This window comes from Enhygromyxa salina (genome assembly GCF_002994615.1).
Taxonomy (GTDB): domain Bacteria; phylum Myxococcota_A; class Polyangia; order Nannocystales; family Nannocystaceae; genus Plesiocystis; species Plesiocystis salina_A.
Window position 1 is genome coordinate 18262 of sequence record NZ_PVNK01000149.1, and the last position, 20885, is coordinate 39146.

At 65.3% G+C, this 20885-nt stretch carries 23 protein-coding genes; 10 read left to right on the forward strand and 13 right to left on the reverse strand.

Annotated elements, in window-relative coordinates; translation table 11 throughout:
• Positions 1-231: 231 nt before the first annotated feature.
• Positions 232-2880: a signal peptide peptidase SppA gene (sppA, locus tag ENSA5_RS15965; RefSeq protein WP_106392523.1), complete on the forward strand. Its 2649-nt coding sequence runs from the start codon at positions 232-234 to the stop codon at positions 2878-2880.
• 45 nt (positions 2881-2925) lie between these two features.
• Entirely contained in the window at positions 2926-3642 is a 717-nt protein-coding gene (locus ENSA5_RS15970) for a TerB family tellurite resistance protein (protein ID WP_106392524.1), read from the forward strand.
• Here ENSA5_RS15970 and ENSA5_RS15975 read toward each other — a convergent pair.
• Positions 3637-4413 carry a thioesterase II family protein gene (locus ENSA5_RS15975; protein ID WP_181197804.1) on the reverse strand — a complete coding sequence of 259 codons (777 nt, stop codon included), beginning with the start codon at positions 4411-4413 and terminating at the stop codon, positions 3637-3639. The genes ENSA5_RS15970 and ENSA5_RS15975 overlap by 6 nt on opposite strands.
• Before the next feature lie 440 nt (positions 4414-4853).
• Between ENSA5_RS15975 and ENSA5_RS15980 the strand changes: the two genes are divergently transcribed.
• A complete protein-coding gene (locus ENSA5_RS15980) occupies positions 4854-5330 on the forward strand; it encodes an RNA recognition motif domain-containing protein (protein ID WP_106392526.1) in 477 nt (158 codons plus the stop codon).
• Positions 5331-5422: 92 nt separating this feature from the next.
• Here ENSA5_RS15980 and ENSA5_RS15985 read toward each other — a convergent pair whose 3' ends face one another.
• The 4 genes from ENSA5_RS15985 to ENSA5_RS16000 form a co-directional block, all read right to left on the reverse strand.
• Entirely contained in the window at positions 5423-6637 is a 1215-nt protein-coding gene (locus tag ENSA5_RS15985) for a tyrosine-type recombinase/integrase (RefSeq protein WP_106392527.1), read from the reverse strand.
• A gap of 307 nt (positions 6638-6944) precedes the next feature.
• Positions 6945-8282, reverse strand: a complete 1338-nt coding sequence (locus ENSA5_RS36025; protein ID WP_146155752.1) for a hypothetical protein — start codon at positions 8280-8282, stop codon at positions 6945-6947.
• Positions 8283-8888: 606 nt separating this feature from the next.
• The gene (locus ENSA5_RS15995; protein ID WP_146155753.1) at positions 8889-9833 is read right to left on the reverse strand and encodes a DUF4435 domain-containing protein; all 945 of its coding nucleotides are present in this window, start codon (positions 9831-9833) and stop codon (positions 8889-8891) included.
• A complete protein-coding gene (locus tag ENSA5_RS16000) occupies positions 9817-10716 on the reverse strand; it encodes an AAA family ATPase (protein WP_181197805.1) in 900 nt (299 codons plus the stop codon). Before ENSA5_RS16000 ends, ENSA5_RS15995 begins: the two co-directional genes overlap by 17 nt.
• A 391-nt stretch (positions 10717-11107) precedes the next feature.
• Here ENSA5_RS16000 and ENSA5_RS37720 point away from each other — a divergent pair, with 391 nt between their 5' ends.
• Positions 11108-11332 (forward strand): hypothetical protein, encoded by a 225-nt coding sequence (locus ENSA5_RS37720; protein WP_181197806.1) that lies wholly within the window; start codon positions 11108-11110, stop codon positions 11330-11332.
• A gap of 608 nt (positions 11333-11940) precedes the next feature.
• Complete coding sequence (locus ENSA5_RS16010) at positions 11941-12276, forward strand: hypothetical protein (protein ID WP_106392531.1); 336 nt, start codon at positions 11941-11943, stop codon at positions 12274-12276.
• A 118-nt stretch (positions 12277-12394) separates the two neighbouring features.
• On the opposite strand, the gene ENSA5_RS16015 is transcribed toward ENSA5_RS16010, so the two are convergent.
• A complete protein-coding gene (locus ENSA5_RS16015; protein ID WP_258182877.1) occupies positions 12395-12706 on the reverse strand; it encodes a helix-turn-helix transcriptional regulator in 312 nt (103 codons plus the stop codon).
• A 104-nt stretch (positions 12707-12810) separates the two neighbouring features.
• On the opposite strand from ENSA5_RS16015, the gene ENSA5_RS16020 reads away from it, so the two are divergent.
• On the forward strand, positions 12811-13038 hold the full coding sequence (locus ENSA5_RS16020; protein WP_106392533.1) for a helix-turn-helix transcriptional regulator: 228 nt from the start codon (positions 12811-12813) through the stop codon (positions 13036-13038).
• On the opposite strand, the gene ENSA5_RS16025 is transcribed toward ENSA5_RS16020, so the two are convergent.
• Entirely contained in the window at positions 13039-13365 is a 327-nt protein-coding gene (locus tag ENSA5_RS16025) for a helix-turn-helix domain-containing protein (protein ID WP_106392581.1), read from the reverse strand.
• Between the two features lie 309 nt (positions 13366-13674).
• Here ENSA5_RS16025 and ENSA5_RS16030 point away from each other — a divergent pair, with 309 nt between their 5' ends.
• The 3 genes from ENSA5_RS16030 to ENSA5_RS16040 all read left to right on the forward strand — a co-directional run bounded on the left by ENSA5_RS16030 (position 13675) and on the right by ENSA5_RS16040 (position 15810).
• Positions 13675-14040: a helix-turn-helix domain-containing protein gene (locus ENSA5_RS16030; protein WP_106392534.1), complete on the forward strand. Its 366-nt coding sequence runs from the start codon at positions 13675-13677 to the stop codon at positions 14038-14040.
• A 69-nt stretch (positions 14041-14109) separates the two neighbouring features.
• Complete coding sequence (locus ENSA5_RS37725; protein ID WP_181197807.1) at positions 14110-15018, forward strand: hypothetical protein; 909 nt, start codon at positions 14110-14112, stop codon at positions 15016-15018.
• A gap of 471 nt (positions 15019-15489) precedes the next feature.
• Entirely contained in the window at positions 15490-15810 is a 321-nt protein-coding gene (locus tag ENSA5_RS16040; protein ID WP_106392535.1) for a helix-turn-helix domain-containing protein, read from the forward strand.
• Here the strand turns inward: ENSA5_RS16040 and ENSA5_RS16045 are convergent.
• The 5 genes from ENSA5_RS16045 to ENSA5_RS16065 form a co-directional block, all read right to left on the reverse strand.
• Positions 15807-16046: a helix-turn-helix domain-containing protein gene (locus tag ENSA5_RS16045; protein WP_106392536.1), complete on the reverse strand. Its 240-nt coding sequence runs from the start codon at positions 16044-16046 to the stop codon at positions 15807-15809. The two genes, ENSA5_RS16040 and ENSA5_RS16045, sit on opposite strands and share 4 nt — an antisense overlap.
• A 117-nt stretch (positions 16047-16163) precedes the next feature.
• Complete coding sequence (locus ENSA5_RS16050; RefSeq protein ID WP_106392537.1) at positions 16164-16505, reverse strand: helix-turn-helix domain-containing protein; 342 nt, start codon at positions 16503-16505, stop codon at positions 16164-16166.
• A gap of 2 nt (positions 16506-16507) precedes the next feature.
• Positions 16508-16909 carry a peptide deformylase gene (locus ENSA5_RS16055; protein WP_106392538.1) on the reverse strand — a complete coding sequence of 134 codons (402 nt, stop codon included), beginning with the start codon at positions 16907-16909 and terminating at the stop codon, positions 16508-16510.
• The gene (locus ENSA5_RS16060; protein ID WP_106392539.1) at positions 16869-18038 is read right to left on the reverse strand and encodes a serine/threonine-protein kinase; all 1170 of its coding nucleotides are present in this window, start codon (positions 18036-18038) and stop codon (positions 16869-16871) included. The genes ENSA5_RS16055 and ENSA5_RS16060 overlap by 41 nt, the downstream gene beginning before the upstream one ends.
• 25 nt (positions 18039-18063) lie before the next feature.
• Positions 18064-18645, reverse strand: a complete 582-nt coding sequence (locus tag ENSA5_RS16065) for an RNA polymerase sigma factor (RefSeq protein ID WP_181197808.1) — start codon at positions 18643-18645, stop codon at positions 18064-18066.
• A 206-nt stretch (positions 18646-18851) separates the two neighbouring features.
• Between ENSA5_RS16065 and ENSA5_RS16070 the strand changes: the two genes are divergently transcribed.
• Complete coding sequence (locus ENSA5_RS16070) at positions 18852-20306, forward strand: serine/threonine protein kinase (RefSeq protein ID WP_181197809.1); 1455 nt, start codon at positions 18852-18854, stop codon at positions 20304-20306.
• Here the strand turns inward: ENSA5_RS16070 and ENSA5_RS16075 are convergent, their stop codons facing one another.
• Positions 20307-20819 (reverse strand): hypothetical protein, encoded by a 513-nt coding sequence (locus tag ENSA5_RS16075; protein ID WP_106392542.1) that lies wholly within the window; start codon positions 20817-20819, stop codon positions 20307-20309. It lies immediately after the preceding gene.
• Positions 20820-20885: the final 66 nt, after the last annotated feature.

The window sequence follows — 20885 nt, forward strand, 5'->3', positions numbered from 1 at the left end:
TTGGAGTGTATCAGGGGCCGATGACGCAGCCCATTTTTGAGGTCTCGGCGCGCGGACGCTGAGCCTCGGGCGCGTCGTGACGCGGGTCGCGGATCGCGTGGCGACGAAGGCCGGGGCTCGGCCCCGCGCGGCCGGTCGAGCTCGCTGTTCGCGGGCCCGTCGTGACCCGGCCGTCGACGTGATATGACTGCGCGTATGCCCCGTCGCTTCGCGCGGTCAGTTGCTCTTGGCTTGGCGCTGTCGTGCTTGGTCGCGCTGCTGTGTGGGCCGCGGTCGGCGCTCGCGGGCAACGGCGGCGAGGCGCGTTCGATCTTGCGCGAGCCGGACCGGCCCTACGGCGTCGTCGCCGGTGAGGCCGACGCGAGCGCGGTCGTCCAGAACCCGGCCAACCTCGCTTACCTCTACGGCTTCAACGCGGTCATCGACTTCGCGTTCAACACCAAGTCGAGCGGTCGGCGTGGCAGCGGCCTCGGGGTGTTCGCCGCCGTACCGCTGCCCTGGCAGATCTTGTCGCTCGGGCTCGGGGTCCAGGGCCTGTGGCGCGAGCAGGTCACGTCGGGCGGAAACGTGGACACGGCCGACGCCGCGCTCGGAAAGTTCACGATCGCGGCCGCGCTGCCCTTGATGCGCTGGGCGCCGGGGCTGGCGATCGGGGTTCAGTACTCGCGCTTGTTCTCGGGCGTCAACCAGCTCGCGCCCGGGCTCAACCAGGTCGATCTGGCCCTGAGCTGGCGAGCCAATCGCTACTTGAGCCTGGCCCTCGTCGCCCGCAACCTCAACGCGCCGCGGACGGGCACGCTCGGGCGCGCGGCCCCGGTCTTCGATCCCGAGCTCGCCCTGCGCCCGCTCGGCGACGAGCGGCTCGAGTTTGCCTTCGGCATGCGGACCCGCTTTGGCGGCGACGTCGACCAGATCCTCGCCAGCCCCGATCCTCAGATCCGCGGCTACGCGCTCCAGCCCCGGGGTCGGGTGCTCGTCGGTGGCCGCGGGGTCCGGCTCTACGCCGAGGCCGAGCGGGTGGCCTACTTCGACGACGACGAGACCAAGGTCCAGAGCTTCGACGCGGTTCGGTTCAGCGCGGGCGTTCAGTTCGACACCCCCCACTTCGGGATCGCGGCCGGAGCCAACGCCGGCCTCGGCACCCGCGGCGCCGACGGTCTCCACGGCGCGAGCGCGCGCGTGCGTTTTTCGCGGGCGCGCTACGCCGAGGTCCTGCCCGTGCGGCCCCGGCGGGTCACCCGAATCTCGCTCGCGGGCAAGCGCGACGATCGCCAGCTCGCCGAGCTCGTGTGGACGATCGACGAGCTCGCGCGTCGCCGCGGCGGCGTCATCTTGGTCGAGCTCAGGGGGACGGGCTTCGGCGCGGCGCAGCTCGAGGAGATCCGCGAGGCGCTGCTGCGCTTCCAGGACGCGGGCGGCCGGGTCGTCGCCTACCTCGAGGGCGGCGCTCTCAGCCACTATTTTTTGGCCGCGAGCGCCGATCGCATCATCGCCCATCCCCACGCGGCGCTGTCGATCACCGGCCTGACCACTCGGACGCTGTACTGGGGCGAGCTCCTGACCCGGATCGGGGTCAAGGCCGAGTTCGTGCGGATCGCCGAGTACAAGGGCACGCCCGAGGTCTGGAGCCGGGCCGGGCCGACGGCGCCGGTCGCCGAGCAAAACCGGGCGCTGATGACCGACCTGTGGAACCACATGGTCCGCGTCATCGGGCGCTCGCGGGCCCGCGATCCCGCCGTGGTCTCGGCCTGGATCGACGCGGCCCCGTGGCAGCCCGACGACGCCCGACGCCGGGGCCTCGTCGATGATCTGGCCTGGCCCGACGAGCTCGACGCCAAGCTCGAGCAGTGGCTCGGTCGCCGGGTGCGGATCGAGCCGCCGCCCGCGGGCCCGGACCGGCCGGGGACCTGGCGCGACCCCGCCCACGTCGCGATCTTGCACATCAGCGGCACCCTCGTCACCGGTGAGTCCCTCAACCTCCCCTTGCTCCGGCTCGAGCTCGCTGGCAGCGACACCCTGGCCAAGCAGATCGCCAGGCTGCGCGAAGATCGCGACGTCAAGGCCGTGGTCGTCCGCATCGACTCGCGCGGCGGCTCGGTCCGCGCGGCCCAAGAGATCGCCCGCGAGCTCGACCGGACCCGCGCGCGCAAGCCGGTCGTGATCTCGATGGGCCGGGCCGCGGCCTCCGGCGGCTACTACATCGCGACCGCCGGGCAGTACATCTTCGCCAACGCGACCACGGTCACCGGGAGCATCGGGATCTTCTTGCCGAAGCTCGACCTCTCGGGTCTGCTCGACAAGGTCGGGGTCAACGCCGAGCTGCTCTCGATCGGAGATCGGGCCACGATGCGCTCGTACTGGAAGCCCTACACCGATGACGAGCGCGCCGCGGCCATGGCCGGGATCCAGGCGTCCTACGACCTCTTCATCGAGCGCGTCGCCGCGGCCCGGGCGATGACACCGGAGGCCGCCGACGCCCTCGCGCGGGGCCGGATCTGGAGCGGCGTGCGGGCGCTCGAGGTCGGCCTCGTCGACAGCTACGGCGGCATGCACGAGGCGGTCGATCGGGCCGCGCGCATGGCCGAGCTTCCGGTTCGGCCCGGGGCCGAGCCGAGCGTGCGCCACTATCCTCCCCGGCCAACCCTGGTCCAGCAGCTGCGCAGGGTGTTCGGGCTGGATCTCTCGCTGCCGCTGGGCAGCGCGGTCGGTCTCGGCGGCGGGCCGGGCATCCATCCGATGACCGATCCGATGACCGGGCGCGCGCTGAGCTTCGCGGACCCGCTGCTGCGGACGCTGAGCTTGCTGCCCGCGTCGATGTGGCACGGCGACGCCCCCGAGGCCCTCGCCGTTGGACCGTGCCACGTCGAGATCGACGGTTAGCGGCTCCGGCTGGATCGCGTGGCGCGACTGGCGTAAAACGAAGCCATGCTCACGCCCGAGCAGGAGTGGACCCTGGTCGCCTGCGGCATGATCGCCCACGCGGACGACATGCTCGAGTTTGGCGAGTGGGACCAGATCCTGCGCTTGATCGACACCAACGTCGACGACGAGCAGATGCAGCCGTGGCTCGACATGCTCGGCGATCGTCCGACCCTCGAGCGGCGCTTCGCCGAGCTCGAGCCGCCGCTGCCCCACTTCGCCGAGGAGCTGCTCGAGCAGGCCTGGCGCATGGCCCTGGCGGATGGCAGCGGGTCCGAGGTCGAGGCCGCGGTCCACGATCGCATCGCCGAGAAGATCGGGGTCAGCCCCGATCAGGCGCAGAGTTGGCGCGACCGCTGGACGGCCGAGGCGGCGACGCGGGCCGAGCTCGTCGTGGGCTTCGCCGCCGCCCTCGCCAACCTCGACGGGCGCATGGACAGCGCCGAGGCGGCGCAGTTCGACTCGCTGCTCGAGCGCATGCCGGTCTCGGTCTCGCGCCGCGTCGAGCTGTCGATGCTGCTGTACTCGCCGCCGAAGCTCGAGGCGCTCGGCGGGCGGCTCGTGGGTCTCGAGCGCGACGCCCGAGAGGCCGTGCTCTACGAGGTCGCGCCCCTGGTTCAGGCCAGCGAGCGGGGCGATCGAGAGCGTGAGGTGTTCTTCGAGCTCGCCGAGCTCGCTGCGGTCTCACCCGAGCGCGCCCGCGAGCTGCTCGCGCAGCTATGAATCCCCGGCGAGCTCGATCAGCTTGGCGAGCAGCCAGCGCTTGCCTGCCGGGCTTGCGAGGTAGAAGTGGTCGCCCTCGGACTGGGCCCACTCGAACCGGGCGCTCGTGAAGGCAGCCCAGCCCTCGAGGCCTGCCCGCCCGACGTGGGGGTCGTCGACGCCTCCGAAGGCGTGGATCGGGAGCTCGAGAGGGGGCTCGTCGCTGAACGCGTGGGTCTCGTTGATGGTCAGGTCCGCGCGCAGGACCGGGAGCGTGAGCGCGAGCAGCTCGGGCTCGTTGAGGATCGCCTGGGGGATGCCGCCGTAGATGCGCTGGACCTCGTCGACGAGCTCGCGGTCGTCGAGCTCGTGGAGCCGGAGGGTTCGCCCGAGGCCCGGAGCGTTGCGGCCAGAGACGACCAAGACCTCCGGTCGCGGGAGCTCCCGGCGCCGCATCTCGCGGGCGAACTCGAAGGCGAGCAGCGCGCCGAGGCTGTGGCCGAAGAGCGCCAGGCGGATCCCCTCGGCGAGCAGCGGCGCGACGGCGTCGGCGAGGGGTTCGACCACCTCCGCGACCGAGGTCACGGGGGTCTGACGCAGGCGCGCCTCACGACCGGCGAGGCGGACCGGGAGCAGCTCGACGTGAGCCGGGAGCTCGGCGAGCCACGGCCTGAACGCCGACGGACTGCCGCCTGCGTGGTGGAAGCTCAGCAGCCTGACGCTCGGGTCGGGGCGCGCGCGTGGGCAGGCCAGCCACGTTCGCGTCAGCTCGGGGGCGTCTTTGAACTGCACTGGGGGCAGGGTAGCCCGGCGGGGCTGGCGGTGTCAGTCGCCGCTCGAGGTCGAGGGGCGCAAAACGCACGTGGCGCGATCTCTGCGGCCTCCGCCTGTCTGGAAACCTTCACGGTGATGAGCTACGGTACGGCCTTGCTCGGGCGCACCACCCGGTTCAGGGGGGCGCCGATGGAGACAAGACGATCGCAGCTCGGCAACATCGCGCGCTCTTTCGCACCGCTCGCACCGCTCTCTACGGGGCTCGGACGAGCGTGAAGGGGCCACAGCGTTGATGGTCGATCGGGTCGGCTGGATCATCCAGAGCAACAACAACCGATGGCGGACAAGCGGGGCGCGGTGCTTCAGTCAGAAGCGCCGCGAGCCGATCTCCAACGCTACTCGTCCGCGCCGAGCGAAGATCGCCGGGCGGGCTCAACCACTCACGAGGAAGTCAATGTATGGGGCGAGGTAGTAACACCCAGGCCAAACGCAGGCGTGAAGCCGAGCGCGAGCGCAAGAAGCGAGAGAAGCAGGAGCGCGCCCGACAGCGGCGGGCCGAAGGCGGCGGAGGCATCGAGATCGCCTCGGTCGAAGACATTCAGACCGCGGCGGTCAACGCCACCGTCGAGGGTGTCCTCGCCGACGGCACGATCCTCTCGGGCGAAGACCAGAGCGCGGCGTCGGGACCCCCGTGTCGCCTGTTCGTGGGCGGGCTCAGCTGGGAGACGACCGCAGGCGATCTTCGCAAGACCTTCGCGGACATCGGCGAGGTCGTCGACGCCGTCATCGTCATGGACCGCGACACCGGCGACTCCCGTGGCTTCGGCTTCGTGACGATGGTCGATCGCAAGGTCGCGACGAAGGCGATGCGCGAGCTCGGCGGCTTCGAGCTCAACGGCCGCAGCCTCCGCGTCGACATGGCTACGGATCGCTAGTCCCCTGTAGCTGAAGTTCCTGGCGGAACTCCAGCCACAGGGATCTAGCTACTAGATCTTGAAGGAGGGCCTTCACAGGCCCTCACACTAACTCAGGATCCGTCTCCTAGGGGCGGTTTCGAGACCGATTTCGGTCCCGGCCGTTTCCATGTGCTGCCCATGTGCTGTGACTTTGCACCCCCGCGCCGGGGGTTGGCCCCATGCGGGCGGTCGGGGGCGAGGCGACCGATCAGATCGTCGCCGAACCCCCGGGCCAGGTGCGCGTAGCGCATGGTCATCAGGATGCTGCCGTGACCGAGCCACTGCTGAACCTGCGAGATCGGGATCCCACGCATGACCGCGTGCGATGCGAACGTGTGGCGCAGGCCGTGATTGTGGATCGGGCGCATGTCGATCGCCGTGGCGATCTCCTCGAGTGCGTCGTTGCAGGGGTTCGCGTAGGTCACCCCTCCATTTGGACCCGGGAACACGAGCTCGCCGTCGACTCGTGAGCGCTGGACTTCGAGCGCCTCGACCGCGTCCCACGTGAGCGGGAGCTCGCGGATCTTGTCGTTCTTCGTCGTCCGGAACCCGTTTTTGGGGTGGTAGGACCGCTGGACCCGGACGCGACCCCGATTGAGGTCGACGTCCTCGCGCCAGCGCAGCGCGACGAGCTCACCGACGCGCAGGCCGGTTCGGATCGCCACCACCACGAACGGATGCCACTCCGGGGAGTGCTCCGCGGCCGCCGCGATGAACGCTTCGGTCTCCTCGAAGTCGAGGAAGTCGAAGTCGCTCTTGCGCTCCTTGAGCTTGCCGATTTGTGGGACCTCGTGGAGCAGGTTCCACTTGTGCGCGACGCGGAGCATCCGCCCGAGCACCTTGATGTGGTGGTTGACCGTCTTCGGATCGAAGGGCTTTCCCCGACGGGAGAGCTGCTCGAGCTTCTTGGCCTTGTAGGCGTCGATCGCTCGTGCGTCGATCTGATCGAGCGGTCGCTTGCCGAACGCCGGGATCAGATGGTGGAGGATGATGCCCCGCTTCTTAGACAGCTCGGTCGGCTTGTTGACGGTGGCTTGGTAGGCGAGGAACTCCTCGGTGAAGCCCTCGAGTGTCGGTGTCTGTTGCTTGGCTCCTTTCCACTGGCCGGACACGAGTTGCGAGCGCAGCTCACGCTCGTACTGCTCGGCGCCCCGCTTGGTCTGCACGGGGGAGACCTTGCGGATCGTCTGCTTGCGCCCGTCGGGCCAGGTATGTTCGATGTGGACCATCCACTTCTCGTGTTGGCGCCCTTGTTTGTCGCGCCACTTTCGCTTCCTCACGCTCATCGCTGTTTCCTTTCAGCGATGCCGTGGTCTTGGCGTGCCGAGGCTAGCACAGCCCACGACTCGGGGCGAGGGATTGCCCAACCGGCCGGGATTGGATCAGAGCCGACATCACTTTGTTGAGTCTGCCGGAGGCAGCACTACACCGAAACCGCCGCGGGAACGGGCCAACCCCGACACCCGGATGGGGCCCGGCTCTCAAAATCAAAGCGGCGGCGGTTCAGGAGACTTGCTTGCCGATGTGATGCCGCTTGACCAGGCCGCAATCCACATTGCCGCTTCGGATGTCTTAGACGCCTGCCTTCAAACACTAATCTGCATCAAGCTTCTCCGCTTGTTTTTGGAGGTTTCGGAGACCCCGACGTTTCAGCTTCAAATCGACGTGCGGAATCGTCACGTTCGCCTCGGAGGCAGACCCGAGCAGGGCCTCGTAAGGGTGAAGTGTCTCGGGAGTTGATGCCACCTGGAAGAGCCCCCGAGATAGACTTGCGAATGTCTCTGCCGGGATTGGCTCATTTCGCTCCTGAGCATACTCAAGAGACATCTCAACCAGCCAGTTCGCCCGCTCGAGATCAAGTTTGAGCCGCTTGAGGTAGAACTCCTCGTCCGCATGCTGCTTGGCCCAGTTCTGCGTGAAGCGCAGGAAGAACAGCAGGGTCCCGAGAAAACCTGCGGAGAGTACGACTTGAGTAATTGAACGCGCCAGCAAATCCTGGGGCCCCACATCCGAAAAAAGTATGATAACGACAAGGGTAGCAAAGAGAGAAGCCATCGTGAGTCCGGAGGCCCAAAGGACGGGCGTGCGTTTACCTTGAGTTTCATCGGTAAGTGAAAAAGACTCTTCGCGCTCGTTGATGATATCCATCATTGCATTCCGAAGGTTCCTCCGAGCTGATCGATTGTCATTCAGATCAGCAGCTTCTTCGCGCGCCGTAACCGCAGCTTTGCGATCGGCCAGTTTGTTGCGAATCTCCGAGGTATTGGCTTCAAGCTCTGCCTTGTACTCATCAAATTCCGCTCGAAGGGCATCCTTATCTGCCGCGAGTTCCTGGGCAGCAGCCGTGCCCAGGGCGGTTTTGCGTTCTTGATATTCATTCTCAAGTTGCTCCCGGCGCCGAACAGATGTCTTTGTCAGTTCTTCGATGTGAAGTTCGAACCGGGCGAGTTGAGCGTCGCGGCGTGAGACCATGTCACTGACCACCGTGTCGGGGCTCGTCGACGCATGGCTTAGAGCAGCTGCCAGATTGGAGTAGACACTATCCAAGAGTGGGAGGTGCTGCTCCAATATCTTGTTGTTCTTGTTTGCGACATCTCGATCCTTCGTCCACTGTTTGTAATTTAGGTGGTTTGTATTGGCGTTCGCAGGTTGTTGAGGGAGTGGCTTCCTGTTCGGAAATGCCGCAAGATCATCAAGAGCGACATTCGGGTTCCGGCTGAGTTTGATAGTGGACCCAGTCTTCTCGTACGCCAGCGTGACGGTCTCCCAGGAAAGAACTGATGTCGGTGCAGCGTCGCGGCGGATTTCCTGACTAGTGCCAAAGAAAGAGGTGCTGCGGACTGACCACTCATCCGGGGCGGAGCCAGATTGAGCGATGGCGGACCATACCGCATCGAAAATCGTCTTATCGGGTTGTCGCGATACTTTCATGGTGTTGTGGCTTCGTGTGTGGGCTCCGGCTGTCAGCGGACACGATGGCACACCGCGAGCGACACCCGCAAGTACCCCCTTGGGTGGCTGGCAGTCGGGCCCATCTGTGTTCATGAGCTTGGGTCGCCTTCCAGCATCGATGCAAGTCTCAAGCGCGTGGAGGACCTGACCGGCCGCCACGTGCTCAACCTGTTGGTACGGACTCACTGGGAGTGAGTTCCTGCAGCCACCATGACCCCGATAGTGACCGCGTTCGGCGCCTACATGGGGGGATCGTGTTCATAGCTACAGCGCGGCATGGCAAGCTAGCTCCTGGAGCGCGGTTTCGCACCCGGGAGCATCTGCCGGGCGGTCGACGCGCCCGACGCCAGTGATCAGCCACGAAACGGCGATGACAAACAGTAGTGTCGCAGCGAGGTTCTTTCCCGCGGCCACCCACACGTCTGCGGCGAAGTCCTGAGAATCTGCGGGTGCCCTTAAGTCGGGATCGGAAGTCCTTGCGCAGCGCTCGGCGCGATTTCGCGCCCCTGCGTTACGGGTGGGTGGTCCAGCCTGGTACGGTGAGCAGTCATTTCCGACGACAGAACTGGACGGAAAGCGGCACCACTATACATGCTTTTCTTCTCCAGTTGTTGTTTTGCCAGTTGTTTCATCTCGAACAGTCATGCCAAGGATGATATATCCACTCCTCGCTTCCCACTTCCGAATCGCAGAACACATTTCTGTCGCAGCGAAGTCGGCCTCATCGTATGCGAGGCGCAATAGTCGCTCTGTGTTGATTTTGCTAGCGATGGGGCTAGGGTGGCTGGCAAGGCAACTGCGCAGTCCAATGCTAAAAATGTGACTAAAGTCGTGGCCTGAGCAGAAATCCCAATCAGGCGAAAGCCGAGGCGCCTCCGAGACCTTGCCACTGACGAACTCTGCCGATAGTCCAGCAGCCCTGGTGTTCGCAACAGTCGCCCTGATGAACTTGGAAAGGTCAACAACTAGGTCGCGCCCCCCCACAAACTTGCCGTAGTCAAGCCCCTTAAATTTCAACCCCAAGGCCTCGCGCTCATTTGCATACCGAGCCCGAGCAATTTTGCTGACTTCTTCGAAAATGGCGTCGCGCACAGAAGTGTTGCGGCGCTCCTCAAATCGAGTCCTTTTCTGCTCGGAACAATATTCCTCGACAACTCGGTCAAATGCAGGACTAACGATAATCATCATTTCAATATCATGACAGTCGGCAACTACAACATTCTCGAGGTCTCGGGCCATGGCACTACAGCCGATCCGATCGAAATCTGAATCGACTACGCCGAGAACGCCTTCTGTCTTGCTCTCGTTGAGTATGTGAATCGCCCCTACCACGTTGGCTTTACCATGCGCGCACACCGTCATGCACTCTTCGTTGTCGACCAGGTGCTTCAGGAACCTCTGATCTGTTGGGCCCTCGACGACAAGTATCGCTCCGCCAAACCCTGCACGCGTCAACTTGACGTCCGCCGCAACATGGGCACCGTCGATGCAGTCAATTATATTTGACATGCTATCACCCTGAAAGTCCAACCATGAGATCGTCCCGATCTCCGATAATGGCTGGAGAGTGCGTTGCGATTACAAAGTCGAGATCAGCAACTTGGGCGATCCTTTGCATGTCGCGCAGAAACTTGCGCTGCCACACGACATGCAACGAAAGTTCGGGCTCATCGATCAGAATTAGCTGTTTCCCCCGACTGCTGAACAGAAGCTCATATGTGAGCACAACTTCATGCTGCTCGCCAGACGAGAGGAGTTCGAGAGCGACACGATGGCCCCCTTCGCTTACGAATCGGAAACCGTCATCCCGACTCAGTTCCATTGATTTGTGCAGGAAGCGCTTGGCATCGATAATCATCTTGAAGAGTTCAGCGCGTTCTAGCAATGGCTGGTGCACGTGAAACTTCTTCTCAACGTCTTCCAGATAGAACCATAAGACCTTACGCTCTGCCTGGTCAAGGGTGGTTTCGGGCAGTGGGACCTGTTCCTCGGCATCGAGTAATCCAACAGTCATCAGTCGACCTCGCGTGAGTTCCACTTGCTTGTAGCGCGCGCGGATGGACTCCTCTGTGGCATGCGCGGGAAGTGTCCCCTCCAGAATCCTCTTGGGAAATGTGCGATCGAGAGATGCGCCTACCGTCCCTGAGTCGCGGATGCTGTCCTTGATTCGACGACTAAGATCCTGTGCCAAACGCTCCACAGCATGGTCAGATTCTTCCCTGCCGTACTCGCTAGGGGGTCGTCGTTTCCTCAGTCGCTGGGTTTCAATGAACTGTGTCGAAACGCTCCTGAGCAGATTTGTGAGCCATTCGTCGACAGGTCGGCGGAGGCCAAAAATCTCCGCGGGCAAGTACTCCGGGTACTTCTCGCACACTTCGCTAAACGATAGGTGCTCGGTTGTGCGATCGTCCATCCATTCTCGCGGACCGACTCGGTGAAGGCTAGGGACAAAGCGCTCGACCATTGCAAAGCGATCGGTCATTTTTGCTGAGCGACCCCCGCGACGCGGGGGAGGTATTAGCGCGGACCGTTTGCGGCGCTTTGCGTCCGTGTAAACATATTGAATCTGAGGGATGTGCGTATCTGTGCTGTGTTGTCGGGTGATCGTCAACCGGCCCGAAGGCAAGAACTCTACATCGACTTTATCAAAAGCGACTTGTCGCCATATGAGTGACGTTGGCTTAAACACGGCCTGGATCAGACGAAGCACGGTGGTTTTTCCAACCCCATTTGGCCCATGTAAAATAGTTATTCGATCGTTGGTCTTGAACTCAATGGGGTGACTGAATGACCCAAACAACCCCTTGACTGAAAAACTCTTCAGTCGCAGTGGGTCAGGGGACTTCGTCGCGGCGGACTTCTTCGTCGCGGCGGACTTCTTCGTCGCGGCGGACTTCTTCGTCGCGGCGGACTTCTTCGTCGCGGCGGACTTCTTCGTCGCGGCGGACTTCTTCTTCTTCTTCGCGGCGGACTTCTTCTTCGCCATGTCTAGGCGACGCTACATCGGCAGGACGAGACTGGTCTACTAGAATTTGGCAGGGGCGATTTCGACCCTCGCATGAGTCCCCAAGTGAGAGAACGACCTGGACATTTGCCGAGTGGCGTCCCAACGGCCTCTCACTCGGACTCGGCGACTCGACGAATTCTTGGTCCTCACCACCCCTGTGGCAGAGTGAGGCACGTGTTCAACTGGCGATGCAAACCGGCCATGGGCTGCGCGAACAACGGGAGGCCTATTGGTGGCCATTGTCCTTTTGTTGATCTTCGCAGGCGCGCTGTTCGACTAGGCGAGGTTCTGTTCGAGGATGGCAAGCGATGCCGAAGAGCTAGCTAGAGTCTTCGGTTGACGAAGTGGGGGCGAAGCCGACGAGCTTGGAGTCGCACCACGCACCTCGGGTTCGCGTCCATCGCTCGGTCCCTGGCGTCCACTTCGAGTGGATTCATTCGACTGATGAGTCGCCGATCGAGTGTAGCGAGTGGATCTCGGCCACGGTGGAGGAACTCTGGGACGAAGCCTCGATGACGACGCCGACGAGCACTCGCAGTACGATGGCGACGCCAAGCGACCGTTTAGGGCACGAGCTCGACCCCGAGGGTGAGACCTGGGACCGCGGAGCATCGAATAGAGCCGCTGGACGTGGTGATCACGACCGAGGCCGACGAGCGGATCTTGTCGCCCTGGAGGCGGTGGACCCTTGAAGCGGCGGTTGTCGTCGTAGGTGGTGTAGTTGTCGAATTCGGTGTCGGCTTGCTCGGCGAGGTTGGTGCGGTCGACGAGGAACAGCACCAGGGTCTCGATGCCGGTGCTGACGTCATGAAGGGCAGCGGGCGGACCGGGGCGTTGAGCGCCTTGGGCAGGCCCTCGGAGTACATCTTGGCCTGTAGGACCACGACGCCCGAGAGGGTCCTCGAGGGCTTGCCGTCGACGAAAAGCAGGTCTCCCACGGGGTCGCCGTCCGCGAGGTCAAGATGAAGCGCGGCCATGCTGGGCCATCGGTTGCGGAGCCGTATTGTCCCGCGTCGCGTGTGACCAGTGCAAGCGGCAGCGAGCCGCTGCGGACTCCCGGCCTCGATGAAGTCAGCCACAACGCTCAGCGCGTGCTGACGTGCGCCGACAGAGCCCGGAGCATGACGCATGCGATCTCCTGCTCGCGCGCGGGGAGTCCCCCGACGAGAGCGAAGACCTCGTCGCTCGCACACGTGGCCAGCAGGGCAGACCCAGTCTTGCCCAGCGCCCGCGCGACCTTGAAGACCGTGTCGAGCGTCGGCGCACCCACCGCTTGCTCCAGCCGCCCGACCGTCTCCTTGGAGACCCCTGCGCGTTCTGCGAGCTGCCCCTGGGTGAGGCCGAGGCTGCACCGCTGCCGTCGGATCCGCTCACCCAGCTCGTCGTGGGTCAGCATGCCGACAGGGTCTGATTCGGTCATCAGCCCAGGGCACGCAGCACGGGCGGTCGATATTCCCGCGGCCGCTGACGGCTGCTCGGTCACGGGTGTACCGTACCCGGGTGACCGAGCGTCGCGGCTACGAGGTTCTCGCCTCGAACCTACACCGCCTCGTCTTCGAGCGTGGCACCACGCTCGACGAGGTCGCACGGGCGGCTGGCATCACGCGCGAGCAACTCGACGCGATCTGCACGGGCGAGATCGACCCTGACCTCGATGTCGTCTACCGGATCGCGCAAGCCGTCGGCGTCACCGGGTCCGAGCTGATCGCCGAACCCAACTACAACTGACTACGGCGGCGATACGTGCGCGGACAAGGCGCGGAGCATGACGCAAGCGATCTCCTGCTCATGTTCAGGCAGCCCGCGAACGAGCTCGCTGACTTCGTCGCACGCGTGCTCGGCGATCAACGCCGAGCCCGTCGTGCCCAGCCCCTTCGCAATCTTGTAGAGCGTGTCGAGCGTCGGCGAACCCATCGCCTGCTCCATTCGTCCGATCGTCTCTTTCGAGAGACCAGCGCGCTCGGCGAAGAGCTCTTGCGTCAGACCGAGGCGACGACGCTGGGCGCGGATCCGCTTACCCAGCTCCTCGGGGCTCAGTTCTCCGGGGCTCAGCATGGCGACCACCCATGGATACGCAGTCGTTGATCGCTTGAGTGGGTCATCGCATCCGAACCTCGACCGCGACCGTAGCAGTAGCCCAGGTACCGAGCAAGACACTCGTCATGGATTGCGGCGGCGTCCGTAATCCGTGACTTGTTCTCGGTCGCCGGGGGTCGACCTGCTCGCAACAAACTACGTCTGATCCGGCATCGTTGACCTGTTCGCCATTGCGGTAGTTCGCGATATTGACGGCATGTCAGATGTCGTCGCGGATCTCTTCGCACCCTTCTCCATCCATTTGGATGCGCTCGAGGAGTTGCCCTCGTGAGCGAGGAGCCCGGTGGAAGGCGTCGGACCGGAGGCGATCGGCGCTTCGGTCGGCATGTGCGCTCGTGCCGACGGGCCCGCGGCCTGACGCAGGAGGTCCTCGCGGGTCTGTGCGACCTGTCGGCCGACACGATCCGACGGCTGGAGCAGGGCAGCTTCTCGCCGTCGCTCGACACGCTGCGGAAGCTCTGCCACGGGCTACAGCTTCGGCTCTCCACGTTGTTCGAGAGCTTCGAGCTTGGCGACCGACCCGGCTCGCGGGAGCTGGCCGATGCCGTGGCGCGCATGACCCCGGAAGAACAACAGGCGCTACTTCAATTTGTCGCCGTGCTTCACCGCCGAGTCGACGAGGATCAGGACTGACCTTGAACACTGGTAATGACGACCGACGCAGCGGGACCACTTGTCGCGCAAGTTCGGAGACATTTGCCGATGGCTAGGCCCAGGCACGGGCTGACGCCCCAGGAGACCTATCTCGACCTCGCCGAAGCCGTCGAGCGTGGTGCCGTCGCGGGTAACGGGAAGCTCGAGCCCGATGGCCTGCGCGCCTGCTACACGATCGGGATCGGAACCTGGGAGGCGATGCTCTCCGACTTGCTCGATCTGCTCGCCACCGATGCGGGCTCAGCTCGAGAGGCGCTGATCGATCTGGGCGTCCCGACGGAATTGCTCAGCGCGTGGGGCCAGAGCCCGATGATCGGGACCAAAGCGAGTGTGGAGTGGTTGGCAGCTAGGCGGGCCGACCCCATGGGACGGATCGCGCTCGGGCCCAGCGCGCGGGCGTTCCGAGGCGATGACTACCTCGATCTCGCCGAGGTTGGGACGCGCCCGGCGATCGCGGGCGACGGTGCTCTCGACCCGGCCCGGCTACGCCAGCGCTACACAATCGAGCGCGGTCCATGGCTGCGCATGGTCGCCGATCTGCTCGGCCAGTTGGTCGGCGATGCTGGTTCGGTCGAGCACGCGGCAACAGTGCTCGCAGTGAGGCGGCCTAGCTTGGGGAAGTGGGTCCGGTGGTTTGTGTCGCGGGGGTCAGTCGACGCGGCGCGCTCACGCTGGCCGGTCGCGCCGGGCGATGACACGCCCACGAGCGCGGCCTACCTCGACCTCGCTGAAGCCGTCGAGCGTGGTCGGCTCGCCTTCGACAACCCGCCCGAGCTCTCGGCAGTTAGCGACAGCTACACGGTCCGGCTTGATAACTGGGAACGCATGACCGCCGACTTGCTCCGACAGATCGTCGCAGACTCTGGGTCGATCCGGAAGGCGTCGAAGGTGGTCAAAGTACCGCGGACGACGCTCGCCACTTGGGTCCGTGAGGGCAGGCGAAGGTGGCCGCGATGATGGCAGATGATGTCGGGCCTTCTGTGCTGCGCGCGGTGGCCTGGCGACCATGTGCGCACATCCTCGTGCGTACGCTCGAGGGCTCGTGAGTCAAGCCTGTCGGTCGCATGATGCCCCGGCAGCCTGCTGAGCTTTTGATCCCTCACCCAAGAAAGGAGGTCTGAGTCGCACAACATGAGGTCCGCGGGGAGCACCGACGCCCGCCGACGGCGGCCCGCGTCTGCACACCCCGACTTGCACGTGGGGTAGTCGTCGGCTACCGTCCAAAACAGCCCTGTAGGAGGGGCTAGGCATCAAATCAACTTCGTCCGCGGCAGCCCGCCTAGGCTGCCGCGCGACCTGCCGGGCGAAAGTCGGGGCTCGGTGAGTAGCGGGGTGGACTCCTACCCGCTCCGCACCCGCGTGTACGCTCATGTCCGACCAACGCCCCCGCTCCGCCCCCCGCACGGCTTCAAATTCGAGGCCCGACTCATGAACACCAGCGACTTCGGCAAGCGCCTGCGCGAACTGCGGGAGGGCCAGCAACTCTCGCAGGAGCGGATCGCCAAGCTCGCGGGGCTCTCCGCCGACACGATCTCTCGCATCGAGCTCGGCCGGATCAGCCCCACCCTCGACACCATGGTCAAGATCGGCCGGGCCCTGGGCCTCCCGGTGCTCGGCCTGATCCGCGACGACTTCGACCGCCCCGACGAACTCGCCGCGCTGATCCGCGAACTCCCTGCCCGGGACCAGAACCTGGCCTTCGCGTTGGTCGGCGCCATGCGAGTCCAGGTCGCGGTCGGCGACGACTAAGACGGCTTCGGCTTGCCCCGCGGCTCCACCAGCAACTCGCCGACATCGACCTCGAGCACGTCGGCGAGTTTGTTGAGCCAGTCGAGATCGGGATCGTATTCGCCGGCCATCGCGGCGAACAGCTCACGCCGGTCGATCCCGGCGCGGTCGGCGAGAACCGTGAGCGGGACCTTCTTGGCCTCGGTCAACCGACGCAGGTTCTCAGTCAGGAGGTGGTAGCCCTCGAGCGAGGTCACGGGCCCACGGTACCGCTCGGCGGACCGTGACCCAATCAGCCAGGACAGGGCGCTCGGGCGACAGCGCGCCCTGTACTTGTAGAGTCGTCGGGAGCGCCGGGATTGATCCCGGGCTTCTCAATTTTTTTCGTCCGGGAACGCCGCGATCAGCTCGCGCACAAACGCGGTTAGCGCGCTCACCGGCAGATCGGGCCTCCCGCGCAGCACGGTCACCAGCTCTTGGATCTCCGGGTCCACGGGCTCCCCGACGTCCAACGCCTCGAACAGCGTGCTCATGGGCAGGTCGAGACCTCCGGCCAACTTCCGCATGGTGTTGAGCGAGGGCGAGAATTCGTCCCGCTCGAGCCGTCGGATCGTGTCGACCGCGAGCCCCGAAAGCTCAGCGAGACGCTCTTGTGTGAGCCCACGTGCCTTGCGAAGTCGTCGCACGTGGTGCCCGAACAGCGTCCCGAACTGCATGCTCACCGTCGCCCCACGTGCTGGTAGAGCGTCGCGCTCGTCGACCCGGTCCGCACGACCACGTTGGCCGCGACCAAGCGGCGCAGCGCCCCTTGGAGTTTCCAGCGGGGACCACCCACGCGAGCCCGGAGGTAGCCGGCCCCAACTGCCCGCCCAGCTTCAACGAGAACCTCCTCGACCAGCTGGTCGAACGCATCGGCCCGCACGCGCTTGGCTCGCTCGAGTCGGGCGACGTCGATCACCGGGCCGTCGTCGTCGGGGATGGACAGGCAGCCAGCGTCGGGCTCGGACAGCAGCTCGCGCAGCGTCAGCCCGCGGAGCGCCGACGCTCGGGCCCCGCCTTGGTCGAGGTACCCGAGCACGTTACCCAGGGTCCACTCGGGGTGGGAGCGCAGCACCGTCACGAGCGCGAGTTTCTCGGCTTCTTGCAGGGCGCTCTCGAGCTGGGGGATCGCCGACATCGCCCACCACCGCGCGAGCCGGGGCGAACTTCCCGACAACATCGACGATCTTCCCGGGGAGCTTGGGCCTGGCCTTCGCGGGCGCCGCCGCCGGCATGAGCAGCTTCGCGGCGACCAACATCGAGATCGCCGCCGCCGCCCCAACTCCGATCCGAGCCTGACGTCGAGAGCGCCGTTGCTCCGAGCCGATCACCGCGAGCGTGAGCGCGTCGGCGACTTCATCCATCGTCGCAAATCGATCCCCAGGCCGGGCCGCGAGTCCTCGCCGAAGTACGCACTCGAGCTGCGCGGGCACGCCAGCCAGGGAGCGTCGCTTGGCCGGCTCGACGACCTCGACGAGCATCGCCTCGTACTCGACCCCCTCCCTCGCCCACGGCCGCTGCCCGAACAACGCCTCCCACAGCGAGACGCAGAACGAGAACTGATCCGAGCGAGCGTCGCTCTGGCCTTCGAACAGCCACTCGGGCGCCGCGTAACAGCGGGTTCCCCCGCGCTTCGATGGCTCTGGGCGGGCGGTCTCGTGCAGGAGACGCGCGAGACCGAAGTCGACGACTTGCACGCGCCCGTCCGGTCCAACGAGGATGTTTCCTGGCTTGACGTCGCCGTGCTCGAGCCCGGCTCGGTGCGCGGCCGCGAGGCCCCGGCCGGCCTGGACGAACAGCAGCGTTATCGCGCGCCAGCCGATCGGCATCCGCATCCGCTCGGCCAGCGACCACCCCTCGACAAAGTCCATCACCAGGTAGGCGTGCTCGCCGACGCGTCCAAGATCGTGAAGGGCGACCACGTTGGGGTGGGCGACGCGGGCGAGAGCCCGTGCTTCGCGTTCGACCGCGAGCGCGCGCCCGGGAGCGCCGACATGAAACACTTTGACCGCGACCTCGCGCTCGAGCGCGCAGTCGAAGCCAGCGAAGACGACGCCGAAGGTCCCGCGACCGATCTCCCGATCGAGCTGGTAGCGGCCAAGCCGGACGAATCGTGGCCCAGCCTCATCGGCCCACGTCGCGGCCACGCGCTCGGCGAGGGCCGCGACTTCGGCGGCCTGTTGAGGAGAACGACCATGGGCGCGCGACATCGCCCAGCACCGCGCGAGCGCGTGATCAATTCCTGGGCGTCGATGACGGCGACGACCGCAAGATCGGCGTCCGCAGGGCGAGCTTCAGCAGCTCGCCCAACCGGTGCCGCCCTCGGTGGCGCCGGGTCCAGACCGTCTTGACCGAGATCCCTTCGCGCTCGGCCAGCTCCGCGTCGTCGGCGCCGTCGAGCCAGTGCTGGACCGCCTGTCGCTCGTGCTCCGGTAGCTGCGCGAGGCACCGGGCGAACGCTTCATGCCACTCCCGATCGTAGATGCTCGACGCGGGGCTCAGCTCGGGCGTCACAGTTCGAGCATACAGCGTCTGTTTGCGCGCCCACTCGCGATGCCGTTCGCGTGTCTTCGTCTTGGCTTCGAAGCTCGCGGCCTTGAGTACCCACTTGCGGAATTCGGCTGCACCGCTCGACTCGAAGGTGTCGAGCTTCCTTAGCGTGTCTTCGCAAGTTTGCTGAACCAGGTCGTCGATCTCGGTGTCGCTGAAGTTGTTCGAGAAGAACGACCGAAGCACGCGATTCAACCAGATCCCGAGCTCCGTGTATGCTCTTGGGTCGCCGGCTCGCGCGGCGTGGATCAACTCGTCGAGCTTCATGATGTACACGATACCGCAGCAGCGGCAGCTGGCGACCTGTCCAAACGGACACCGCAAGGACTTCGCGTCCACGATCCTGCGGCACTGGTCACCGCACATCTGCCCGGTCTGACTGGTGTACATTGGTGAGGTTGTCGGATGACGAACAACCCCCGGACTCGCCGGGCCGGCCCCGTCGGCTTCCGCCCCACTGGCGGAAGATGTGGATGGACATGCTCGACGCGCGGACGGCTCATCAGGCGCATCCCGACAACCCGCTGGCCAAGATCGGCCGATTCGACGGCTGGAAGCTGATCGGCCACGGTGGGTACGGGGCCGTGTTCGAGGTCATCGATCCCGAGCTCGATCGCCACGTCGCGCTCAAGCTGTGCCTGACCCGCGGACCCAAGGCGGCCGAGGCCATCACACGCGAGGCCAAGGTCATGGCGAAGCTCTCGCATCCCAACATCATCACCGTTCACGAGACCGGCAACCTCGGCGACGACGTGTTCTTCGTGATGGAGTTGATCAAGGGCGCGAACGGGAAGTTCGAGAACACCGGAAACCACCTGATCTTCAAGCGGCCGCACTGGCGTGACGCCGTCAACGTCTACCGCCAAGTCGGCCGCGGTCTCGCCGCCGCGCACGAGGCGGGCGTCGTCCACGGAGACTTCAAGCCGGGAAATTTCCTCACGGATCCAACCGGCCGCCCGCGCGTGGTCGACTTCGGGCTCGCGCAGGTGATGCGCAGCTATGAGCCCGACGACACTCACGCGGGGTTGGAGCATCGGATGGGAACGCTGCCCTACATGGCGCCAGAGGTTCTCCGCGGGGAGCCTGGCGACGTGCTGGCGGACCAATGGTCGTTCTGCGTGGCGCTGTGGGAGACGGTTGCGGGCGCGCTACCCTATCTTGGCGGGACCATCCTGGACCTGCTCGAGTCGATCACCGATGACGAGCCCTTCTCTCCGAGGAGTGCGGGAGAGCTGCCTGCGAAGTTGCGGGCGATCTTGTGCAAGGGGCTGTCGGCGGACCGCGGCGAGCGCTATCCCAGCATGGCCGCGTTGGTCGACGCACTCGAGGAGCTGATCGATGAGCCGCCTGGAGATGGGGAGCCGTCCGCCAGCGAAGTGCCCCCCGCAGGCAGGCCACGTGGGGGGATCTTGTTTTTTCTGGCCATGGGGGCCGCGTTTTGCCTGATGCTCGGCGCGCTGGGCCATGCGTTGCTGTCAGTGGGAACACGACCGACGCCGCCGACGCCCGCGAGCGCGACCCGATCGCCGTGCGCGTTGCCGGCTTCGGCGCGGCCGTCGACCGAAGTGGACGACGATGTTCTTGCCGCCTGCGTGTTGATCCGAGCGGGCCACTTCGAGCGGGCGAACGATCTGTGGGAGGCGCAACGCATCGCTCGGGAACCCAGCCCGTGGAAAGATGGCTTGGTGTACACGTGGGCCGACTTGGGCTCAGACACGCTGATCGTCGCGCAGACCTTCGCCGATGAAGCCAAGGCCCTCGACCGGGTGGACGAGAACAAAGCGCGTTCCGCCGCAGAGAATGCCCTTCATTGGGCGATCCTCGTTCGCTCTGACGTGGAAGAGGGCGAGATTGCAGCCGACGCCGCCGCGGTGATCGAACGGGCGGACCTCTATCGGCCGTTCGGCGGCGTCGGCTCTGACGGCTAGCTACTCAAAGCAGTCGACTGTGCCATCCCCGTTGGACACGCCGTGCTCACACGCCAGGAGTTCCCCTTGGCATTGGTCTGTGGTACCGATAACGACGAGCTGGCAGGCGCCGCCTGAAGTGCAACACGCCACGAGGGCTGCCAGCTCGGCCTTCGGCACGGGCGGAGGCGCGATGCACCATCCGTGGTCGCACATGCTCGGGAACGGCTGGTAGCAGACCACGCCGGCCGCGGTCTCCTCGCCGTACTCGCAGTACTTGGGTTCGCCGACGTCGCAGTCGCCGTCCCTGCGTGTCAACGTGCACTGCGCCTCGCCGTCGCGGATCGTGCAGCAGATGTCGTCTGCCCAGACAGGCACGTCGGGCCCAGCCCACTCGCAGTACCGCGAGAGGGTCTGGCCGACGGCGTCGGTTATTGGTGCTCCTGACGGGTCCAAATAGACGTCGTCGCAGAGATCCGGCGAGTAGATCGCGAAGGTTGTCAAAAGGGTGGTGAGTAGCGTGGTGAGCTCCATCCGCGGACGCTAGCACGCGCAACGAGCGCACATGCATTGCGCTGTCGCCACCATTCCTGACGGCCT